We start from the raw sequence: 21,628 nt of genomic DNA on the forward strand, positions 1-21,628 counted from the left end.
GTCACTGGGCTTCAACTATTCCGCTTATAGGGTGGAAGCGACAGGTTCCAGTAGATCGCTGCGCTCCTGAGTAAGAAGCCTGCTGAAGCCGCACCTATCCAGACCGGAACACGCGGCAGCGCGAGATATTCTCCAATGACACATAATGCGGCCGATAATGCAGCCGCAGTGACATAGAGTTCAGGCCGCATCACGATGGATGGTCGCCCCGCTAACACGTCGCGGGCTATGCCGCCGACTGTGCCCGTCACCACGCCCATCATGATGGCTGGCACCGGCGGCACGCCGTAAGTGAGCGCCTTGGCAGATCCAAGAACTGCATAGGTCGTCAGCCCCGCGCCATCAGAGAAATCCAGCAGCTTGCCTTCCCACCAGCGGATCGGTGTGAACCACGCCAGCAATGATACGCCGAGGCATACCACTGCGACCCAGGGATCTGTCATCCAGAACACGGGCGCGCCGATCAGCAAATCACGAACTGTTCCGCCGCCAACGCCTGTCAGCAATGCAAAAAACACCATGGTGACGAAGGTCTGCCGTTCCTTGGCCGCCAATAATGCGCCAGTCAGCGCAAACACTGCAACGCCCAGAAGGTCGAGGATGTCGAGCAGTGGTGTAAGTATTTGTTCGTTCATGCCTTCACCCGCGCTTTGCGCCGACGAAACATGAGTGCACAGCCGAGGAGCGATCCTATCGCACTCAAAGCCGCAAAGATGATGAGGATCGGATGGCTGGTATTCTCACGGTCCTGCAAATCCATAATATGGAGACCCCAGACGAAATCGAAAATCCGCCACCATCCGCTTCGCACGGCCAACACCTCGCCAGTGATCTGATCCAAATAGACATGCGTCCCGTCTGAATAGCTGGCCTGCCATGATGGGCGCCAGATGCGCAGATCCATCGGCGCTTCGTCATCTGCGAACTGCGTGAGGGTATCGAGCGAGCCCGCGCCTGTATAGGTGGCCTGTGCGATAAGACGGGCCTCATCTTTTCCGACCGATCCGATGCGCAAACCGTCCTGAGCCGAGTAGCGGGTGCGACCGCCATCTTCCCGCGTGACGATCCAAACAGGCCCATCTAACTGATGCTGTAGAGTGAAGCCGGAAACTTCTCCCACATCTTCTGTCGGCAAGGCGATCTGCGCTGTTTGAATTGCAGGTGTTTCGGCGCGCAGATGATTTCCACGCACATATTCAATGGGTTGCCAGACCATGATCAGGCCGGTCACCGTCCACATCAGGATCGGAACCCCGATCAGCCAACCAAGCCAGATATGCCATTTGGCGAAACGGCGCAGGATTTTCTGTTGAGCCATCATGGCGCCCTACTGCCGCGAAGCCAGCAGGACTAGTCCGTCGCAAAAACTTTCGACCGGTCCGCAAATGCCTTCATCTCAATAGCGTTGCCGCTGGGATCGTGGAAGAACATCGTCGCTTGTTCTCCAGCTTCTCCGGCAAAGCGGATGTGCGGCGCTATGTCGAAGCGAATGCCGGCCTTGGTCAAACGCGTGGCCAGTTCCTGCCATTCTTCCATGCCCAGAACGATACCGAAATGCGGTACGGGGACGTCATGCCCATCCACAGGGTTGGTGCCATGGCCTGCCTTTGCCACGATAGATGGTGCCTGATGGGCCACGATCTGGTGGCCGTAGAAATCGAAATCGATCCAGTCGTCGGACGATCGCCCTTCTGCGCATCCCATGACATCGCCCCAAAATTCGCGTGCAGCGTCCAGATTATCGACCGGAAAGGCAAGGTGGAACGGCGAAAGCTGGGTCATCGAGCAGGTATCCTGTGAAGTCCAAGAGCAAGGCCAAAGCCCAATATGGGTGCCGCACCATAACCAATAAACGGGGTAGGGTAATTCGACATCAATGACATGATGAGAAATCCGAATAGAAGCCCTGCCAGCGCAAAGCGGACCTCCCGCACTACAGAGATAGCAAAAAGGATCAGCAAAAATGCGCTGATCAGGCTTATTGCAAGGGCGGCTGCCAGAAGCAGATCTTGCTTGGCAGCCTCGACCAAGACGCGTTCGACAAAGGGCTGAGGCGCAATCTCACCATGAAGTGCCATTGTTATGGACGCAAAAAAGCCAAGGATGCTGACCAGGCCAACTTTCCAGTCTTTTGTGACATGATGCAGGCCAACGGCGGCGAAAGTAAGGGCAAATCCGGTTGCAGCATCGGGCTGCAGCAAGGTAGCCAGCAAGGCTGCAAGGATGATTGGCGCAGCTAGCTTACTGTTGCGCGCAGCCAGCACAATAAGCGCCGGAGTGGTCAGCATACCGGCATGCAGAGTAATATTGCCGAGAGGAAACCATCGCACCACCCGATCTCCGCTTATGGAAGTCACCTGCGGTCCGATCACCACTGGTGCCACCATTACCAACAGAAGGACGACTGCCAATAAATGGCGGCTAAATGCGGTATGCGGCCCGCGCCCTGTCATGATCCACAGCAGGGACAAAACCAGCGCCCCAAGATTGACCAAGGGAAAATGCACAGGCGCCCCGCCAGCAGCCATCCAGGCGGCCCCGAACACCACCGGGATAACCAGCGTCAGAGCTGCCGGAAAGCGATCCCGCCACGGCACCTCAGATGTGGATCGGCTTACCCTGAACACCCATCGCGGCTTCCTTGATCGCTTCGGCATGAGTCGGGTGGGCGTGACACGTATAGGCGATATCCTCGCTCGTCGCGCCGAATTCCATGGCAAGGGCGGCTTCGGCGATCATCGTTCCGGCGACACTGGCAATAGCCCACACGCCCAGCACACGATCGCTCTCAGCCTCTGCGATGATCTTCACGAAACCGTCCGGCTCATGATTGGTCTTGGCGCGGCTGTTTGCCATCATGGGGAATTTGCTTGTCTTGATGGCCGATTTGTCGCCGCCCATCTTCTCTATCGCCTGTTCCTCTGAAAGGCCGACACCGGCAATTTCAGGCTGAGTGTAGACGACAGACGGGATAACGTCATGGTTCACGATGCCCGTCTGACCGGCAATCCATTCTGCCACGGCAATGCCTTCATCTTCGGCCTTGTGGGCGAGCATGGGGCCGGGGACTACATCGCCAATCGCGCGCACGCCGTCCACGGCGGTACGGAATTCGCCGTCTACTTCGATCTGACCGCGCTCATTTACGTCCAAACCGATGTTTTCGAGGCCAAGACCTTCTGTATTGGGCTTTCGTCCGATAGAGACGAGGACGCAATCGACCTCCAGCGTCTCGCTATTGCCACCAGCAGCTGGTTCCAGCGTCAATGTTGCCTTCTTGCCCTTGACGCTGACGCCAGTGACCTTTGTGGACAGCTTGAATTCAATGCCCTGCTTCTTGAATATCTTATTGGCTTCCTTGCGCACGTCAGTATCCATACCGGGCAGGATCTGATCGAGGAATTCAACGCAGACAACCTCTGCGCCAAGCCTGCGCCACACGCTGCCCAATTCCAGCCCGATCACGCCGCCGCCGATAACAACCATCTTCTTGGGCACTTTGGGCAATTCCAGCGCGCCCGTGGAATCGACCACCACATGCTTGCTGTTATCGACCTCGACGCCGGGCAGAGGTGTGACGCTTGAACCGGTGGCGATCACCACTTCCTTTGCGGTCACAGTTTCGTCACCGATCTTGACCGTGTGTTCGTCCTGGAATGTGGCGTGGCCCTTTTTCCAGTCGACCTTGTTTTTCTTGAACAGGAAGGCGACGCCCTTCGTTAACCCCTCAACCGCGTCCAGACGCTGTTCGTGCATTTTTGGAAGGTTGAGCTTGGGTGTCACGTCGATCCCCATGCTCGCCATCGTGCCATTGGCCGCCGCATCGAAATATTCCGAGGCATGCAACATTGCCTTGGACGGAATGCAACCGACGTTAAGGCAGGTGCCGCCCAGCGTATCGCGGCTCTCGGCACATGCGGTCTTCAGGCCCAGCTGCGCGGCGCGTATCGCTGCAACATAGCCGCCAGGGCCGGATCCGATAATAAGGACGTCGTATTGATATTCGTCTGCCATTTCCAAACTCCGCTCACCCTGAGCTTGTCGAAAGATCTCTTTTCATTTTTTCCCGCGCTGCTGAAAAGGAGAGGCAGTGGATTGACGGTGTGACCCGTGCGGGGAATTGTCTGCCCTATAAATCAATGAGCATCCGCATCGGATCCTCAATCGCTTCCTTCATGATCTTGAGCGCGGTTACAGCCTCGCGTCCGTCAATGATGCGGTGATCATAGCTTAGCGCCAGATACATCATCGGGCGGATGACGACCTCGCCATTTACTGCGACGGGCCGATCTTCGATCCGGTGGAGGCCGAGCACGGCGCTTTGCGGCGGGTTGATGATCGGCGTGCTCATCAGCGAACCGAAGACACCGCCATTGGAGATGGTGAATGTGCCGCCCTGCATGTCCTGCATGGTCAGCGTGCCTTCTTTCGCCTTGTTGCCATACCCGGCAATTGCCAATTCGACTTCGGCGAAGCTCATCTGGTCCACACTACGGACAACTGGTACGACCAGGCCGTTGGGCGCACTGACGGCGACCGAGACATCGACATAGTCGTGATATACGATTTCATCCCCGTCGAGCTTAGCATTGACTGATGGCACATCCTTCAGCGCCAGGCACGCGGCCTTGGCGAAGAAAGACATGAAACCAAGCTTGATGCCATGCTTCTTGGCAAACAGATCCTTATAGGCTTCGCGCGCCTCTATAACGGCGGTCATGTCGCAATCATTGAAGGTGGTGAGAAGCGCGGCTTCTTCCTGCGCGCCTTTCAGTCGCTTTGCGATAGTCTGCCGAAGACGGGTCATCTTGACGCGTTCTTCGCGGCGCTCACCCTTTGCGGCTGGTGCAGGAGCAGGTGCTGAGGTTGCGGTTTGCGTTGAGGCAGGGGCAGCGTCCTTGGCCTTTGCTGCGGCTACCACGTCTTCCTTGGTCAGGCGGCCATCTTTGCCGGTACCCTTGATTGTCGTAGGGTCAACACCGTGTTCGATTACGGCGCGCCGAACGGCGGGCGACATGGTGACGGAACTGTCGGAGGATGCAGCAGGCGCAGCGGCCTCTTCCTGATCTTCCTTTCCTTCTTCACGCTGTTTCGCGGCACGACCTGCGTCTTCGCCCTTGGCAGCAGGGGCCCCGCCTTCTTCCACGATAGCCAGAAGCGAGCCGACTTCGACGGTATCGCCCACGGCAACCTTATGCTCGGCAATGACGCCAGCGACGGGCGAAGGCACTTCGACAGCGACCTTATCCGTTTCCAGGCTTGCGATAGGCTCATCAGCGGCCACGGCATCGCCGGGTTGCTTGAGCCATTCGCCGATGGTCGCTTCCGTGACCGATTCACCGAGTGTTGGGACTGTGACTTCGGTTGCCATCTGACAATTTCCTCAGCTTTATTACTTGGACTTGCGCGTAGTGCGCTTGGCGGCGGATGCGCCGCGATTTGAAAGATTCAATGCGACCGAAACAAGGGCTTCCTGCTGCGCCTGATGGCGGGCAGCAAAGCCCGTTGCAGGGGATGCGGCATCTTCACGTCCAGCATAGCTCGCACGCATTCCGTCATGACCAGCAGTGGTCAAAGCGTTTTCAATGCGATGTTCGAGAAAATGCCAGGCGCCATTGTTTCTCGGCTCTTCCTGACACCACACAACCTCTTCGAGATTGGTCATGCGTTTCAGGCGCACTGCCAATGGCTCTCCGGGGAAGGGATAGAGCTGTTCCAGCCTGACAATGGAAATATCGTCAACCTCTTCCTCGTCACGCTTTTGCATCAAATCATAGGCAACCTTGCCCGAGCATAAAACGAGGCGCTTAACCTTCTCGTCCGCGATCGGTGTGAGATCGGACTTGATCCGCATGAAATGGTGATCGCCCATGAACTCGTCGGCCTCGCTCTTGGCGAGCGGGTGGCGCAGAAGGCTCTTGGGAGTCATGATGACAAGCGGCTTGCGGAAGGACCGCATCATCTGCCGGCGCAATACGTGGAAGTAATTGGCCGGTGTGGTGATGTTGCAGACCTGGATATTATCATTCGCACATAATTGCAGGAATCGTTCGAGGCGGGCGGAGGAATGCTCCGGCCCTTGGCCCTCGAAGCCATGCGGCAGCAATAGTACAAGCCCGTTGGCCCGCAACCATTTCACTTCGCCTGCGGCAATGAACTGATCGATTATGATCTGCGCGCCATTGGCGAAATCGCCGAATTGCGCTTCCCACATTACCAGCGTCTTGGGATCGGCCAGCGAAAAGCCGTATTCGAAACCAAGCACGCCAAATTCGCTGAGGGTGGAATCATAAACCTCGAACTTGCCGTGAGGCAGGGTAGCGAGGGGGATATATTTATCTTCTGTCTTCTGGTCGACCCAGATCGCATGACGCTGGCTGAATGTGCCGCGTCCGGAATCCTGTCCTGAAAGACGCACCCCGAACCCTTCGCTGACCAGACTACCGAAAGCGAGCGCTTCGGCAGTGGCCCAGTCAAAGCCGGAGCCGCTGGAAAACATTTCCGCTTTGGCGCCAAGAATACGCTTGAGCGTGGAATGGGTGCTGTGATCTTCAGGGATAGTAGTCAGCGTCCGCCCGAGGCTGTCGAACAGCTTTTTTCCGATGCCCGTGTCGACATTGCGCCGCGCGGTTTCGGGATCTGCTGGCTTGTGAAGCCCGCTCCAGCGGCCAGCGAACCAGTCCACTTCATTGGGCTTGTAGCTTTTGCCCGCTTCGAACTCTGCATCCAGCTGGTCGATGAATTCCTTGCGCATGGCAAGGGCCCCGCCATCATCCAGAACATCCTGCTCCTTCAGCCGCTCGGAATAGATTTCCGAGACGCGCCGATGCTTCTTGATCGCATCATACATCAGTGGCTGCGTAAATTTGGGTTCATCGCCCTCATTATGGCCGAACCGGCGATAGCACCACATGTCGATGACGACATCGCGCTTGAACCGATGGCGATATTCGACAGCCAGCTTGCATGCGAAAGTCACGGCTTCGGGATCGTCGCCATTCACATGCAGGATAGGTGCCTGAACACCCTTGGCCACATCCGACGGATAGGGTGAGGATCGCGCGAATTTCGGACTGGTCGTAAAGCCAATCTGATTGTTGATGATGAAGTGCAGGCAACCACCGGTATTGTAACCGCGCACGCCCGACAGGCCAAAACACTCCCAGACCACGCCCTGTCCGGCAAAGGCGGCGTCGCCATGGATGAGAACGGGCAGCACCTTGTCATGCGTGCCGAGATCGTCATGCATGGCCTGCTGCGCGCGGGTCTTTCCCAGCACCACGGGATTTACCGCTTCAAGGTGCGAGGGATTGGGAACGAGCGACATATGCACCTTGATCCCGTCAAACTCGCGATCAGTACTGGTGCCGAGGTGATATTTTACATCGCCTGAGCCACCAACATCATCAGGATTGGCAGAGCCACCAGAAAATTCATGGAAGATTACGTGATATGGTTTGGCCATGACGTTGGCAAGGACGTTCAGCCGTCCTCTGTGCGCCATACCGTAGATGATCTCTCGCACGCCCATCGCGCCGCCATATTTGATGACTGCTTCCAGAGCAGGAATCATGGCTTCGCCGCCATCGAGACCGAAGCGCTTGGTGCCCACATACTTCTTGGCGAGATATTTCTCGTATTCCTCGCCACGGATCACGGCCTGCAGAATTGCCTGCTTGCCTTCCGGGGTGAAGCTGATGGTGTCTTCGGGGCTTTCGAACTTGTCCTGTAGAAATCGCCGTTCTTCGGTATCGGCGATATGCATGTATTCCAGGCCGACATGACCGCAATAGGTGCTGCGTAGCGCCTCATACAGAACACCGACGGTGACCCATTCGAAGCCGAATGCGCCGCCGACGAAGACTTCCTTGTCATTCTGCCCGGCAAAGCCATGCCAGGCGAGGGACAATTCCTCGGGTTCCTCGCGATGGGAAAGGCCAAGCGGATCGAGATTTGCCCCGAGGTGGCCACGCACGCGATATAGCCGGATCAGCAGCATGGCCTGCACGGAATCGCGCGCAGCGGCCTCGATGCTGGCGGAATCGGTGGGCCTACCTGATCTTGCAGCCGATTCTTTCACCGCCGCAATCATGTCGGTCGGGTCCATCGCCTGCGACAGATCGCCCACGCCATCCGTCAGCGGCCAACGTGGATTGCCCCAGCTCGGCCCCTGCTGCGCCCCATCCTGGGACGGCATTTCGGGAAGGAAATTTTGTGACTCTTTACCCATGGGGCCTCTCCTCTGAGGCTAAGCGATCGGCGGTTATGCCAGTTCCTTCAGCAGCGCATCGAGCGTGGTGCCCAATTCGCTTGGCGAGGGTGATACGCGGATGCCCGCATCTTCCATCGCTGCAATCTTGCTGTCGGCATCGCCTTTACCGCCCGAAACAATGGCGCCAGCATGGCCCATGCGGCGGCCCGGAGGCGCGGTACGACCAGCGATGAAGCCGACCATCGGCTTGCGGCGGCCCTTGGCAGCTTCTTGCTTGATGAATTCTGCAGCTTCTTCTTCTGCGCTGCCGCCAATTTCGCCAATCATGATGATTGACTTGGTCGCATCGTCATCAAGAAACAGGTCGAGCACGTCGATGAAATTGGTGCCATTGACGGGATCGCCACCAATGCCGACAGCAGTTGTCTGGCCAAGGCCCACGGCAGTTGTCTGGTGGACGGCTTCATAGGTCAGCGTGCCCGAACGTGAGACAACGCCGACGCTGCCCTTCTTGAAGATGGAGCCGGGCATAATGCCGATCTTGCATTCTTCAGGGGTGAGCACGCCGGGGCAGTTCGGCCCGATCAGTCGTGATTTGGAGCCGGAAAGCGCGCGCTTTACCTTGACCATGTCCATCACCGGAATACCTTCGGTAATTGCCACGATCAGTTCAATCTCGGCTTCGATGGCTTCCAGCATCGCGTCAGCTGCGAAGGGCGGCGGCACATAGATCACGCTGGCGGTTGCGCCGGTCGCGTCTTTCGCTTCCCGCACGGAATTGAAATTGGGCAGGCCGATATGCGTGGTGCCGCCTTTGCCTGGCGTTACACCCGCCACCATCTGCGTCCCGTAATCGAGCGCCTGCTGGGTATGGAAGGTGCCTGTGTCACCAGTCATACCCTGGGTGATGACCTTGGTGTCTTTGTTTATGAGGATGGACATTCGACGTTATCCTTATTCTTAATTGAAATTCCGGCGCTGTGCGATGTCAGCCATGAGGCAAACTATCAAACCCAGCGCGCAGCCAAGCCAGAATGGCAAAGGCACTATCATAATAAAGCCGTGTGGGGCCATTGCGGTATGGGCCAAGAGATAAAGTGAAGCTTCCAGAAGCCCGGCAAGCGTGAAGACGCCAGCCTTTTGCCCGACGAACCGAACCATGAGCGATCCGATCATCGACGGAGCGGCACCGCTGGCCCTGAGGAAAAAGCCCCCCGACATCACGCCAGCGTGTTATCCAGTCCTTTGCATGCTTCCAGCAATTCTTCGACCGCATCGACGCTGACCTTGAGGTTTTTCGCTTCCTCATCCGACAGTTCGATTTCGATAACATCTTCGATACCATCGGCGCCTATCATGGCGGGCACACCGACATACAGTCCATCAACGCCATATTTACCCGTGACATAGGCAGCACAGGGAAGAATACGCTTCTGGTCGCCAAGATAGGCCTCGGCCATTGCAATGGCGCTGGTGGCAGGCGCATAATAGGCAGACCCGGTTTTGAGCAGGCCGACGATCTCGCCGCCGCCCTTGCGGGTGCGATCAACGATTTCATCCATGCGCGATGCTGCAACGCCCTTGATCTTCGCCAGATCGCCCACCGGAATGCCATTGACTGTGGAGTAGGACAGAACCGGAACCATCGTGTCGCCATGGCCGCCAAGCACAAAGGCGTTTACGTCCTTCACGCTGACGTCAAATTCCCAAGCGAGGAAAGTCGCGAAACGCGCGCTGTCCAATACGCCTGCCATGCCAACCACCTTATTGTGCGGCAGGCCGGAAAATTCGCGCAGCGCCCAGACCATCGCATCCAGTGGGTTGGTGATGCAGATCACGAATGCATCGGGCGCGTTGTTCTTGATGCCTTCGCCGACCGACTTCATCACCGAAAGATTGATGCCGAGCAGATCGTCACGGCTCATGCCGGGCTTACGGGGGACGCCAGCAGTCACGATGATGACATCGGCACCGGCGATATCGGCATAGTCATTAGTGCCGGTTACACGCGCGTCGAAGCCTTCGACTGGTCCGCACTGGTTCAAATCCAGTGCCTTGCCTTGCGGCATGCCTTCGGCAATGTCGAACAGGACGATATCGCCCAGTTCCTGCTTGGCTGCGAGGTGGGCGAGAGTTCCGCCGATCATGCCGGCGCCAATAAGGGCGATTTTCTTGCGTGCCATGGAAAAGCCTGGTCCTTCAATGCCGCGGGCGCATTCATATTAGATCAGTCGGCACTCAGCCATGCGCCCCGTAGGGGCCGCGCGCCAGATTCGGTGCCCGCCCTAAGCCCGCCGCAAAGCCATTGCAACACGGAATCAGAATTAGTTTTTGCTAAGAGTTCGCAATAGCAATATCAGCTGTTTGCGGATGGCGTCTGTCTCATGTGGCGAGGCACCCAAATTGATGCAGCTTCGCGCATCCTAAACAAACCCGGCATGCGCTGAAAGTTCCGTTCAACAACCCTCTTGCATGCGCATGATCTAGCAAGCATCAAACCTATCCCTATCATACAGCTTGCGGCCGATGCGCCGGTCAAGAGCGCGGCAAACATCGCGCCACCACAAGAATGTTTCGTGGTCGCCTGCTGCAAAGGCGGTGATTGCCTGGTCATGCGCGCTCTGTGCGGCAGACAGTCCATGCTTCGCGAATTGGCGCAGGGCGGCATTGAAATGTGGCGGGCTGACAAGATCGCCATTATCATTTGCCGCGCGTGTATGAAACCCGCGAACCCGATCAGGGGTCATGCGTGCGGAACATTTTGTGGCTGGGGCTGCGAAACGGATCGACATGGTGCGGATTTTTCCTGCTTGTTGCTGATGCCGGATTGGCGACCGCAGCGACAATTAGCCCAGTTGGACTAAGTGAAGGTTCCACAGGATGGTTTCCGAAATCTTATTCGTGATATCCAAAGGCTTACCACAGCCTTGCCGCACACCTCAGGGGCGTTCAATCCAGCGGCCACTATTGGCATATTCGGACCGTATATTACCGCTGCGCGGTGCGGAGGCGAGAGGGGCGGTGCCTTCGGCCACCGCTGCAACAGACGGTTTGGGCTGCGCGGCAGAGTGACTAATCGGGCCAGTTTCAGTTGATGCGGCGGCGATGACCGGAGCCGAAGCAGGATCAGGAGCATTGGGCGTCAATGCGCGTGCCCGTGCTGCTGATGGTTCGGCACCGGCATAGGAGGCGGTAAAGGCAGAAGGCCGTCCCGCTGCGCCACGCCACCTGTAAAACTTGTGCGCCCCGATCACGCTGACGGTGTCGAGGCTGCTGGCCCAATAGGGATTTATCGCCAGCGTGTGGTAGTGTGTGGCTGTCCCCACGGGTGCGTAAGCCACGCCTGCAAGTGCTTCTCTTGCAATGCGGCTGGCACGGTCCCAGCCAGATCGCGAAGGCTGCCTTGCCAGCGATCCATCGCAGGTGAAGGAAAACTGACACCCGGTCGTGCGCTCGCTTCCCTGATAGACAACGCCGCACACGCTGCGCGGATAGGCGGTATGTGCCACGCGATTGAGCACTACCTGTGCCACTGCACGCTGGCCCGCATCGCTCTCGCTGGCAGCTTCGTAATAGATTGCCTGGGCCATACACTGCTGCGCGCGGACATGATCACGATCCGACCCGGCAATGCGCAGCGGGGCAGCGGCAAGCGGCAGGTCTGCGAGCTTGGATGAAGGCGTAAAGGCGGGCGCTCCAATCACGGCGATTGGTTTATCCCACCCTTCCGCATCAACCATGTGCGGCGCATCCTCGAGATAGTAGAAGGCTGAGCCGGGAAAGCTGAGACCCGGCGTTTCGAACGGCATCTGCTTCACTGCTTGCGCTGTGATGGCATCCCTCTGCAAGGCAGCGATGGTGTCCGGTGCGGCCAGTGCAGGCACGGCAAGGGCCACGCCGACAATTGCCATTCGCTTGGCAACGCCCATCAACCGCGCACGCAGCGGCTGGCGCCGGCTGCGAAAATCGCGCCTTGGCTGCGCCTGAGCTGTTACGGCGAAAGGAGGGATCTGATCCACGTGTTTGCCTTATGTTGGCCAGCCCTTTGCAACACGCCTGAAGTTCAACCCGTATCGGAACGGGACGAAGACGATAGAGAAAGGCGACTTGTCGGGGCGTAATTCTGTGCCTAAAGGGCCGGCGACGTCACGGGTTGTTCGCGCTATGTCATGAAAGACGTGGGGCGGGCCTAAGAGGGAAAGGGGTTCAACGCCCCCGCTGCCCCCGCAACTGTGACCGGGAAGCAATCCGGCCAAATGCCACTGTGCTTGAATCAGGCGCGGGAAGGCGGCAGGAAAGCGTTGATCCGGGAGCCAGGAGACCTGCCAGTGACTGTCGTTCGGCCATCGGGCGGGGTGCACCGGTAGCCAGCGGGAGAGCGCCATTTCGGGCGCTCCCTCCGTTTTGAGCGACATGTTCGTTCTATATCGGAGGTCTTGTGTACAAATATCTATTTTTCAGCGTTTCTTTCGCCGCACTCGCCATTCCTGCAGCGGCGCAGGATGGGTCCGGAACGCTAGCCAGTGATAGTGTAAGTTCCGCCGAGACAAATATCACCGTGACAGCGACCGGAACGCGGATCGAGCTGGAGGATACCGGCCAGCAGGTTACCATTATTGGCGAGGAGGAAATTCGTGCTGTGCAAGGGCCTGATCTGACCCGTGTGCTCGAACGGGTGCCCGGTCTGACTTTCAGCCGCAATGGCGGCTTGGGCGGCTTTACCGGTGTGAGGCTGCGCGGGTCCGAAGCGGAACAGGTCCTGATCGTGCTTGACGGTGTCCGCGTGTCGGACCCGGCGGCTCCTTCGGGCGGGTTCGATTTCGGCAATCTGTTATCGGGCAATCTTGCCAAGCTGGAGGTGATCCGCGGCTCCAACTCCACTATCTGGGGTTCAGACGCGATGGGCGGCGTAATTGTTGCCTCCACCAGAGCGGACACAGGACTGGTCGCCAGCGCGGAATATGGTGCGGATGACAGCGTAACTGCCAATGCCTCGGCCGGAATCGGCGATGCCGATACCGGCTTCATTGGCGCATCGGCCAATTTCGCCCGCACCGACGGCTTCTCATCTGCCGCCAGCGGCACTGAGGCCGACGGGTTCGAACAATGGGCAATCGAAGGCCATGGCCGGTATTACTTTTCCGATGCATTCGAGGTTTTTGCCCGCATTCGGCAGACTGAAGGCACGCTGGAACTGGATGGATTGACTTTCCCCGCATATACCCTTGCCGATACTGACGAGGAACAGGATACGCGGCAGACATTCGGCTCTGCCGGGGCCGTGCTCGATACAGGACCACTCTTCCTGACAGCGAGCTACAGTTTTGCAGACACTGCTCGCGATAATCTCGACGGTAGCGGCTCCACGACATTCAGCAGCGATGGCGAGTCTGATCGCATATCCCTGCGCGGCGAATGGCGGCCTATCGGTCCGCTCTTGCTGAACTTCGGCGCGCAGAACGAATGGACCAGTTACGAGACATTATACGACACGGGCGATTCAACCAGCATCCTTGGCGCCTATGCGCAGGCTGGTGTGGAGTGGCGTGGCATATCGGGCCATATCGGCGTACGCATTGACGATCACGAAGATTTCGGCAGCGAAATCAGCTTCGGGGCCGATATCAGCTATGAATTGGTTGATAGCTGGCGACTGCGGGCAAGCATTGGCGAAGGGTTCAAGGCGCCCAGCCTGTTCCAGCTCCTGTCCGACTACGGCAATAGGGAGCTATCACCCGAACATTCGACCAGTTACGATTTTGGTATTGCCTATGGCGACCGTGCATTGACGGATCGCCCTTTATACGGGGCGGTTACGCTTTATCGCCGAGATACTGAAGATCAGATCGCTTTTGTCAGCTGTTTTGGCGCAAGCACCGATATCTGCACAGACAGGCCCTATGGCACATATGACAATCAAGACCGCACGCGCGCGCAAGGCGTGGAAGCAGAACTGCGGGCGCGAATTGCCGAGACCGTTGTGCTGGGCGCGGTATATTCCTTGATCGAAACGGAAAACCGTGGTGCCGGGCCCAATGCCGGCAATGTACTTGCCCGCCGCCCGCGCCATGCCGCTACTTTCACCGGTGAGTGGTCGCCTGTTCCGGCACTGTCGCTGGGTGCTGACCTGCGCGTAGTTTCGGGAAGTTTCGATGATGCGGGCAATTCCTCGCGGCTCGAAGGATATGAAGTGATGAGCCTGCGTGCAGCATTCGACGTGACCGAGGCTGTGCAGATTTTCGGCCGGGTCGAAAATGTCTGGGACGAAGATTACCAGACAGCTGCCGGATATGCGACGCGCGGCTCTGCTGCCTTTGTGGGGGCCAGGCTGGCATTGTGAGAATGCTGGCCGCTTTGCTGCTGATCCTGCCGGGGTGCCAACAAGCCCCGGCAGGATCAGCGGTGGACGCGGCCACGGTGGTCAGCCTCAACCCTTGCACCGATGCCATCCTCTCCGAAATCGCAGCTCCGGGGCAATTGCTGGCGATATCGCATTACAGCCAGAACAAGCGGTCCAGTTCCATGCCACTGGACGTTGCCGCAAGCTATCGCACCACTGGCGGAAGTGCAGAAGAAGTGCTCGCCCTTGCACCAGACATGGTGGTTGCGGATGTTTTCCTTGCTCCAGCCACCCGCCACGCATTGGAACAGGCCGGTATCGAAATCGTGACCGTCGGTATCCCCAGCAGCCTTGACCACAGCGTCGGGCAAATCGCACTTCTTGGCGAAGCAACCGGCAATACGGCACGCGCCGATGCCCTTGTGCAGGAGGTGACAGTGGCATGGGATAGCCACGAATGGACCGGCCAGCCGATTTCAGCGCTATTGTTGCAAGAAGGCGATATCGTTGCGGGCCAAGGATCGCTCGCCCATGCCCTGCTGATACAGGCAGGATTTTCCAGCCTGTCTGCTGCGCGTGGGTTGGGGCAGGGCGCGCATCTGCCGCTGGAACATGTGCTGGCCGAGCCGCCCCAAGTCGTGATCACGGCGGGCGGAGGCCGGATGCAGCAACATCCCGCACTTGGCGCCATCCCCGGCATGCAGCATCACCTGTTTGACCCGACCTTGCTCTATTGCGGCGGGCCGACAATCCCGCGTGCGCTCGACCGATTGACCGAAATTCGAAGGTCGGCACAATGACTCGCGCATCGTACCTCTTTACCGCGCTGTTGGTTATGGCGTTGCCATTATCGCTGTTGGCCGGGCGCGTTTGGGTTGATCCGGAGGTTACGCCCAACGCGATTGTCATCCTTGCGCAATTGCGTCTGCCGCGTGCGCTGCTGGCAATTATCGTGGGCGCGGGTCTGGGTGCGGCGGGCGCGGCGATGCAGGGCTATTTGCGCAATCCGCTCGCCGATCCGGGCTTGTTCGGAATCGCGCCCGGTGCCGCCTTGGGGGCCGTGATCGCGCTCTATCTCGGCATATCGAGCGCCTTGCTGCTTCCCGCCTTTGCGCTGGTCGGGGGGAGTGGTGCAATGGCGCTTTTGGCGCTGATTGCCGGGCGCACGGCCAGCCCCGCCCACGGCATTGCGCTGTTCACATTGGCAGGCATGATGATTGCCAGCCTTGCAGGGGCTCTCACCAGTCTTGCCATCAGCCTTGCCCCCAACGCCTTTGCGATGAGCAGCATTGTCACCTGGCTGATGGGCGCGCTGACCGATCGCAGCTGGCAGGACGTCTCCATCGCAGCCCCTCTAACGCTGGCTGGCGTGGCGTTGCTTTGGGCCGCGGGGCGCGCGCTCGATGCCCTAACGCTGGGGGAAGTTGCAGCCCGTTCATTGGGCGTCGATCCGCGCCGCGTGCGCTGGCTGATGGTAGTTGGCACCGGCCTTACCGTGGGGAGCGGGGTCGCGGTGGCGGGCATCATCGGCTTTGTCGGACTTATCGTTCCGCATCTTGTGCGCCCGCTTACGGACCGTCGCCCGTCGAGCCTGATCGTGCCGTCTGCACTTGCGGGCGCACTGCTGGTCCTGGTGGCTGATATGATCGTGCGTGTGCTGCCGCTTGTTACGGAATTGCGGCTGGGCATTGCACTCAGCCTCATTGGCGCGCCATTTTTCCTGTGGCTGCTGTTGCGTATGCGAAGGGGCCTTGCATGACACTTTGTGCAGAAGCCCTGACAATCACAGGCAGGCTGGATAATGTGAGCGCGACGCTGGAAACCGGCGCGATTACTGCGATTTGTGGTCCCAATGGCGCGGGCAAGTCCACGCTACTCTCCTCACTCGCAGCGCTGATTGATACGCAAGACGGCCAGCTATTGCTGGATGGCAAACCGCTGTCATCGCTTTCCGCGCGCAAGCGGGCGCAAAGGATCGGATATCTTCCGCAATCGGGCGAGGTGGCATGGGATGTGGCGGTGCGTCAACTGGTTGCACTTGGCCGCCTTCCGCATCGTGACGAGGGCAAAGCGCAAGTCGCGCGTGCCATTGCCGAATGCCAGCTCGATGATCTTGAATCACGTCGCATGTCCACCCTTTCAGGTGGAGAGAAAGCACGGGCCTTGCTGTCGCGGGTGCTGGCGGGGGAGCCGCAATGGATCCTTGCCGACGAACCTCTCGCCGCGCTCGATCTGGCGCACCAGCTGGCGATATTGCGGGTGTTGCGCAGGCAGGCCGATGCCGGATGTGGCGTAGTTCTCGTGCTGCACGATCTCGCGCTTGCGATGAACCATGCAGACAGGGTGCTTGTGCTGAATAACGGCCGCCTGCAAGCAGACAGCGCCCCCGAAGAGGCGCTGTCCACTGGCATTATTGCCGAAGTCTGGGGTGTGAAAGCGCGCTGGCTGGGTGAACCCGGCGCACGCGCACTCTCTACCTGATCTCAACCCCTTATTGGGCGCTCTGCGCCCCGGTCGGTTCAGTGTCGCCCGGAATCAGCCCGCGTGCTTCAAGCAATGGCTCGACCCGTGGATCGCGCCCGGTGAAATCACGAAACATCTGCTCATAGGTCTTTGAATGACCCTGTCCGAGGAAGGTCGACACAATACGATCGCCCATCTCGCGGTTCATGCCGCCATTTGCCTCGACATAGCTATAGGCATCATGGTGCAGCATTTCCGTCCAAGTGTAGGCGTAATAGCCTGCATCATAGCCATGTTCAACGATGTGCCGGAAATAGGGCGTGTGATACCGCGGCGGAACGAGGTCTGAACGAAGGCCGATCCGGTCAAGCGCGGCGGCTTCAAATGCCATCACATCTGTCGGGGCGGCAACATTCGGGTCCAGCGAATGCCATTCCATGTCGAGCAGCGATGCAGCGATAACCTCGCCAAAGCTGTGGCCCTGATTGAATTTGCCGGCGCGATTGATCGCCTCGACCAGTTCGTTCGGGATCACTTCGCCGGTTTCGTTATGACGCGCATAGCGTTGCAGAACTTCGGGCACGGCGGCGAAATTCTCGTGAAACTGGCTGGGGAATTCTACCCAGTCGCGTGCCGAATTAGTGCCCGAAAGCGAAGGATATTGCTGATTGGCGAATATGCCGTGCAAGGCGTGGCCGAATTCATGGAACATTGTCGTCACATCGTCCCAAGTCGCCAATGCTGGCTGACCGGGAGCCGGCGGAGCAATGTTCTGCGTATTGGTCACGACAGGACGCAGGCCAAGCAGATGGCTCTGTTCGATAAAGTTGCTCATCCATGCGCCGCCGCGCTTGCTCTCGCGCTGCATGGGATCAAAGTAGAATAGCGCGATAGGCTCGCCGTCATGCAGCACGGTATAGACGCTCACATCGGGGTGATATGTGGGAATATCGCTGCGCTTCTCAAAGGTCAGGCCGTAAAGCTGCCCGGCCATGTAGAACACACCGTCCTCAAGCACATTTTCGACGACGAAATACTGCTTAATCTCCTCATTATCGAGAGCATAGCGTTCCTGACGAACCAGGGCCGCATAATACTCCCAATCCCAAGGGGCGAGGGTGAAATCGTGCCCGTCAGCTTCCAGGCGGGCCTGCAAAACGGCCGCTTCGCGTTCCTGCGTAGCGCGCAAAGCGGGCACCATGTCGGACATGAACTTGATCGCCTGTGCGGGATCGGAAACCATGCGATCATACATTTGCCAATTTGCATGGCTCGGCTCACCGAACAATTGTGCGCGGCGATTGCGTAGTGCAATTGTCTCGCGGATCATGGGGAGGGTGGTGGTTTCACCGGTCTGGTTGCGGTTTATGCTGGAACGGAACAAACGTTCGCGCACTTCGCGGTTTTCAAGCTGGGACAGCATCGGCACGCTGGTGGTGTTGCTGACGCTCAGAATGTAATGTCCGTCCTGTCCTGCCGCAGTAGCAGCGGCTGCCGCCGCCGCGATCTGGCCTTCGGACAGCCCGACAAGCTCATCACGGTCCGTAACGACAATGGATGCGCCGTTCTGGCCTTGAGTGATCAACTGCGAAATCTGTGAGGAAAGCGAGGACAGTCTTTCGTTGATCTGGCGCAGTTCGGTTTGCTCGGCCGCGCCAAGTTCTGCACCGCGATGGACAAAGTCCTGATAGGTCGTTTCCAGCAGCATGGCATCTTCGGGGGTCATCGCCATGGCGGCACGATTGTCGTAAATCGCTTTCACCCGGGCAAACAATTGCGGATTGAGATAGATCGCGTCTGTCTTTGCCGCGATCTTGGGTGCCAGATCTTCATCAGTTGCGGCAATCGTATCGTTGATGTTGGCCGAAACGATCTGGCTGAAAGCACTGTAGGCGCGGCCAAACACCTGACCCGAGCGCTCCATCGCGACCAGCGTATTGGCCATAGTGGGCGGGTTTGGATTGTTGGCAATGGCCTCAATCTCGGCACTCTCGATAGCAATGGCTTCCTCGATGATACCTTGCCAATCGGCATCCGATACCTGGTCGAATTGCGGCGCATGCATATAGAGCGGCGAAAGTTCCGCAAAGACGCTCGTCGCTGCGGGAATCTCGGGGTTGTAATCCTCAACCTGGGGAATGCCGGCAGTGGCCATGTCAGACTCCTGGGTGGTGGTACAAGCGGTCGCCATTGCGGCGATCATTGTGGTGGCGAGCAAGCGCGATTTCATGCGAACAGCCTCTGCTTTCTGTGTGTTTTATATGGGGCAAAATTGGGATAAACTACATAGTTGCCATTGAAACGATACTCATAGAGATAGCAGGCCAGCCTGCCAAGTCTGTGAACTAACGTTCGGCAGGGCGATCCGTTGCATTTCCTCGTCTGTTCAAGGGGCAGAGTTCCGATATTCGGCAAGGGCCTGCTGGTTTACCGTGACAATTCTTGGCGGGCCACCGGGCGTATCGACTGACAACCAAATCGCGCCCAGTGCAAAGAACGCACCCTGATCTGGCACGACTGTCGTATCGCCCAGTGCCAGATCCTGCATCAACGTCAGCATGGGTCGGGAAAGGATCTGTTCCAAATCCGCATCGGAAAGTTCGGTCAGTTCACGCCTGTTACCTTTCGCATCGATATACAGAAAAGGCAGACGCATCTGAGACCGAATGACTTGGGTGTCACCAGATGCCGCAGCGCTGTTGATAGTTTCTAATGTTTCGGAGAAAATGCTTGGCGAAGTGCCCAGCACGCAAGAAATGGTCCCTCCTGAGACTTCATCATGGCTTCGGTCGAATTTGTGATCAGGATTGCCTTGCTGGCCCCAAACGAGGGAGAGGCAGTCCTGAGTGGCCTCAGCTTCCAGATTAGCCAAGGAGGTCAGTGGATCGCTGCCATCAGGCGGTGCATCGCCGCCGGGTTCGACCTGGCAGGCTGACAACAGCAAGCTGCCAGCGAGCAAAACATAGGAAGCAAGATCTCGCCATGGAATTATTATCCGGCCTGCATACAACATGGCCCGCAGTCCTGCTATGCGTCTGACAGGCGCGTAACGCCAATGCCTGCAGGGCGCGGATCTTCATATTTTGCGTCCATGAAGATAGCCTCTCGCCGCTTGGATCGATAGACAAGACCTTTCGCCTTGGCTCCGGCGGCGTGATAATAATGTAATTCGCGCGCAATGTCCCGATATTCGCCGCGGGCAATAGCCCGATTAAGCATCGGGCTCTCGTTTTCGCTGACATTGCCTTCGCCTACATTGTAAACGAGATCGGCCAGCGCATCGAATTCATGCTGATAAAGCATTAGATCACCCACCAATCTCCTTACGGCGCGTTCTGCCTGTCTCAGATCGTTTTCAAGGAGCCTGAGCGCACGTTCAAACGATATCGTATCCCCGACCTTGAGCCTGTCTTCAGGACAGACCAGATGCCCGACGCCAACGGTGGGATATCCAGCAACATCTCGATAGACTGTGAGACGAACGCCCTCTTCCTGCGCAAGGGTTTCTTTCATGGCATCGCTTACGCCGATATGTTTTGCAGGGATGCGCATCTGCGTAGCATCGCGCGTCAATTCCAATGCGAATTCAGGAGGTTGGTGGCCAACTTCTATTGCCCCTGTGCTCAACGCCATGATCGATCCCGACATTGCCAAGGCTGTCTTGCGCTTCCTGCCATACTTCATACGCAAAGCTGATGAGGTTTTACAGCGGCGCAATCGCTTTATAAATTCGGTAAGCCTCTGACGCCGTTTGCGACGCTGGGGAGCAGGCGTTGTAGCAGGGGAAATAATCTTCACGTTTTGTTGGCGAGAATTCGTCGCTTTCGGGGGAGTGTGAAGTCTGGACATTCTTGGGCATTACTTTCCGGCGATGTTCATCATGTGCTGGTGGTCATTGTCTCAGCGTGCATCGCACTTGATTGTTTCTTTCTATCTCTGTTTCATTCTAACAACGGGCAAGCGGCGCATTTGGTCCTCACTTCGTCCGATGCAGCGCACGTTCCACGCGCAGGCGACACTATGCGTGCTATTATAAATTACTGAAAACTAGTTATTTTTGAATATATAGCGCCATTCTCGGTAAGGCTGCTTTGAAACAGATCAAACCCGCGAACGGGCCAGGGGCCAAGAGACAATGCCCCATGCTTGGCAAGCCACAGGCCAACCGGCGCGCTTGAATTATTCAGCCTGGCGACAGTGACATGCGGAACAAATTTTCGTGTTTCGGCTGGCAAACCTGCGCGGCGGCAAGCCATTTCGATGCTATATTTCAGATCCGCCAATTCGGCAGAGTGTTCTACCCGTGCCCAGATCGCCTTGGCACGGCTCCTTGTCTCGAAATGTCCCACACCTTCCAGGCGGGTGGTGAAGGGCCTGAAGGAAACGCTCTCCAGTGCTGTCACTACATCGTCAAACGAGTGACGGTCCACTTCTCCGATAAAGCGCAAGGTAATGTGAAGATTATCCGCGTCCTGCCACCGCGCCCCGTTCACCCCCTCCATCGTGTCGAGCAATGCCTCGCCAATGGGTTCGGGCAGTGGGAGTGCAATAAAGAGACGGCGCTGGTTCATAATACGCAGGACATGGCTGGTTTAGGCAAAGGTTTCGACCAT

The 21,628-nt window shown here is 57.9% G+C and carries 20 protein-coding genes and 1 riboswitch; of the genes, 4 read left to right on the forward strand and 16 right to left on the reverse strand.

Annotation, left to right across the window (positions count from 1 at the left end):
* Positions 1-11: 11 nt before the first annotated feature.
* From CP97_RS07215 to CP97_RS07270, 12 genes are all read right to left on the reverse strand, one after another.
* Positions 12-635, reverse strand: a complete 624-nt coding sequence (locus CP97_RS07215; protein ID WP_048885385.1) for a trimeric intracellular cation channel family protein — start codon at positions 633-635, stop codon at positions 12-14.
* Positions 632-1,321, reverse strand: a complete 690-nt coding sequence (locus CP97_RS07220) for a PepSY domain-containing protein (protein WP_227819711.1) — start codon at positions 1,319-1,321, stop codon at positions 632-634. The genes CP97_RS07215 and CP97_RS07220 overlap by 4 nt, the downstream gene beginning before the upstream one ends.
* A 29-nt stretch (positions 1,322-1,350) precedes the next feature.
* A complete protein-coding gene (locus tag CP97_RS07225) occupies positions 1,351-1,782 on the reverse strand; it encodes a VOC family protein (RefSeq protein ID WP_048885386.1) in 432 nt (143 codons plus the stop codon).
* Positions 1,779-2,627 carry a hypothetical protein gene (locus CP97_RS07230; RefSeq protein WP_149036436.1) on the reverse strand — a complete coding sequence of 283 codons (849 nt, stop codon included), beginning with the start codon at positions 2,625-2,627 and terminating at the stop codon, positions 1,779-1,781. Before CP97_RS07230 ends, CP97_RS07225 begins: the two co-directional genes overlap by 4 nt.
* Positions 2,599-4,014 carry a dihydrolipoyl dehydrogenase gene (gene lpdA / locus CP97_RS07235; RefSeq protein WP_048885388.1) on the reverse strand — a complete coding sequence of 472 codons (1,416 nt, stop codon included), beginning with the start codon at positions 4,012-4,014 and terminating at the stop codon, positions 2,599-2,601. Before lpdA ends, CP97_RS07230 begins: the two co-directional genes overlap by 29 nt.
* A gap of 115 nt (positions 4,015-4,129) precedes the next feature.
* On the reverse strand, positions 4,130-5,371 hold the full coding sequence (gene odhB / locus CP97_RS07240) for a 2-oxoglutarate dehydrogenase complex dihydrolipoyllysine-residue succinyltransferase (RefSeq protein ID WP_048885389.1): 1,242 nt from the start codon (positions 5,369-5,371) through the stop codon (positions 4,130-4,132).
* A gap of 21 nt (positions 5,372-5,392) precedes the next feature.
* The gene (locus tag CP97_RS07245) at positions 5,393-8,230 is read right to left on the reverse strand and encodes a 2-oxoglutarate dehydrogenase E1 component (RefSeq protein WP_048885390.1); all 2,838 of its coding nucleotides are present in this window, start codon (positions 8,228-8,230) and stop codon (positions 5,393-5,395) included.
* 33 nt (positions 8,231-8,263) lie between these two features.
* Positions 8,264-9,154: a succinate--CoA ligase subunit alpha gene (gene sucD, locus CP97_RS07250; protein WP_048885391.1), complete on the reverse strand. Its 891-nt coding sequence runs from the start codon at positions 9,152-9,154 to the stop codon at positions 8,264-8,266.
* An 18-nt stretch (positions 9,155-9,172) separates the two neighbouring features.
* The gene (locus tag CP97_RS07255; RefSeq protein ID WP_063612386.1) at positions 9,173-9,433 is read right to left on the reverse strand and encodes a hypothetical protein; all 261 of its coding nucleotides are present in this window, start codon (positions 9,431-9,433) and stop codon (positions 9,173-9,175) included.
* Positions 9,433-10,395, reverse strand: a complete 963-nt coding sequence (gene mdh / locus CP97_RS07260; protein WP_048885393.1) for a malate dehydrogenase — start codon at positions 10,393-10,395, stop codon at positions 9,433-9,435. The genes CP97_RS07255 and mdh overlap by 1 nt, the downstream gene beginning before the upstream one ends.
* 300 nt (positions 10,396-10,695) lie before the next feature.
* Positions 10,696-11,004 (reverse strand): hypothetical protein, encoded by a 309-nt coding sequence (locus tag CP97_RS07265; RefSeq protein WP_063612387.1) that lies wholly within the window; start codon positions 11,002-11,004, stop codon positions 10,696-10,698.
* A 147-nt stretch (positions 11,005-11,151) separates the two neighbouring features.
* Positions 11,152-12,231: a cell wall hydrolase gene (locus tag CP97_RS07270; protein ID WP_227819712.1), complete on the reverse strand. Its 1,080-nt coding sequence runs from the start codon at positions 12,229-12,231 to the stop codon at positions 11,152-11,154.
* A 114-nt stretch (positions 12,232-12,345) separates the two neighbouring features.
* Positions 12,346-12,557, forward strand: a riboswitch (cobalamin riboswitch).
* Between the two features lie 93 nt (positions 12,558-12,650).
* On the opposite strand from CP97_RS07270, the gene CP97_RS07275 reads away from it, so the two are divergent.
* The 4 genes from CP97_RS07275 to CP97_RS07290 are packed head-to-tail and all read left to right on the forward strand — an operon-like array spanning position 12,651 to position 17,033.
* Positions 12,651-14,552, forward strand: a complete 1,902-nt coding sequence (locus CP97_RS07275) for a TonB-dependent receptor plug domain-containing protein (RefSeq protein WP_063612388.1) — start codon at positions 12,651-12,653, stop codon at positions 14,550-14,552.
* Positions 14,553-14,554: 2 nt separating this feature from the next.
* A complete protein-coding gene (locus tag CP97_RS07280; protein WP_227819713.1) occupies positions 14,555-15,352 on the forward strand; it encodes an ABC transporter substrate-binding protein in 798 nt (265 codons plus the stop codon).
* Positions 15,349-16,311 carry a FecCD family ABC transporter permease gene (locus tag CP97_RS07285; RefSeq protein ID WP_048885395.1) on the forward strand — a complete coding sequence of 321 codons (963 nt, stop codon included), beginning with the start codon at positions 15,349-15,351 and terminating at the stop codon, positions 16,309-16,311. The genes CP97_RS07280 and CP97_RS07285 overlap by 4 nt, the downstream gene beginning before the upstream one ends.
* A complete protein-coding gene (locus CP97_RS07290; RefSeq protein WP_048885396.1) occupies positions 16,308-17,033 on the forward strand; it encodes an ABC transporter ATP-binding protein in 726 nt (241 codons plus the stop codon). Before CP97_RS07285 ends, CP97_RS07290 begins: the two co-directional genes overlap by 4 nt.
* Before the next feature lie 10 nt (positions 17,034-17,043).
* Here the strand turns inward: CP97_RS07290 and CP97_RS07295 are convergent, their stop codons facing one another.
* The 4 genes from CP97_RS07295 to thpR form a co-directional block, all read right to left on the reverse strand.
* Complete coding sequence (locus tag CP97_RS07295) at positions 17,044-19,245, reverse strand: M3 family metallopeptidase (protein WP_053106582.1); 2,202 nt, start codon at positions 19,243-19,245, stop codon at positions 17,044-17,046.
* Between the two features lie 156 nt (positions 19,246-19,401).
* Positions 19,402-20,028, reverse strand: a complete 627-nt coding sequence (locus tag CP97_RS07300; protein WP_048885397.1) for a hypothetical protein — start codon at positions 20,026-20,028, stop codon at positions 19,402-19,404.
* 14 nt (positions 20,029-20,042) lie between these two features.
* On the reverse strand, positions 20,043-20,663 hold the full coding sequence (locus tag CP97_RS07305; protein WP_048886821.1) for a lysozyme: 621 nt from the start codon (positions 20,661-20,663) through the stop codon (positions 20,043-20,045).
* Between the two features lie 389 nt (positions 20,664-21,052).
* Positions 21,053-21,586: an RNA 2',3'-cyclic phosphodiesterase gene (gene thpR / locus CP97_RS07310; RefSeq protein ID WP_048885398.1), complete on the reverse strand. Its 534-nt coding sequence runs from the start codon at positions 21,584-21,586 to the stop codon at positions 21,053-21,055.
* Positions 21,587-21,628: the final 42 nt, after the last annotated feature.

This window comes from Aurantiacibacter atlanticus (assembly GCF_001077815.2).
Taxonomy (GTDB): Bacteria; Pseudomonadota; Alphaproteobacteria; order Sphingomonadales; family Sphingomonadaceae; genus Alteraurantiacibacter; species Alteraurantiacibacter atlanticus.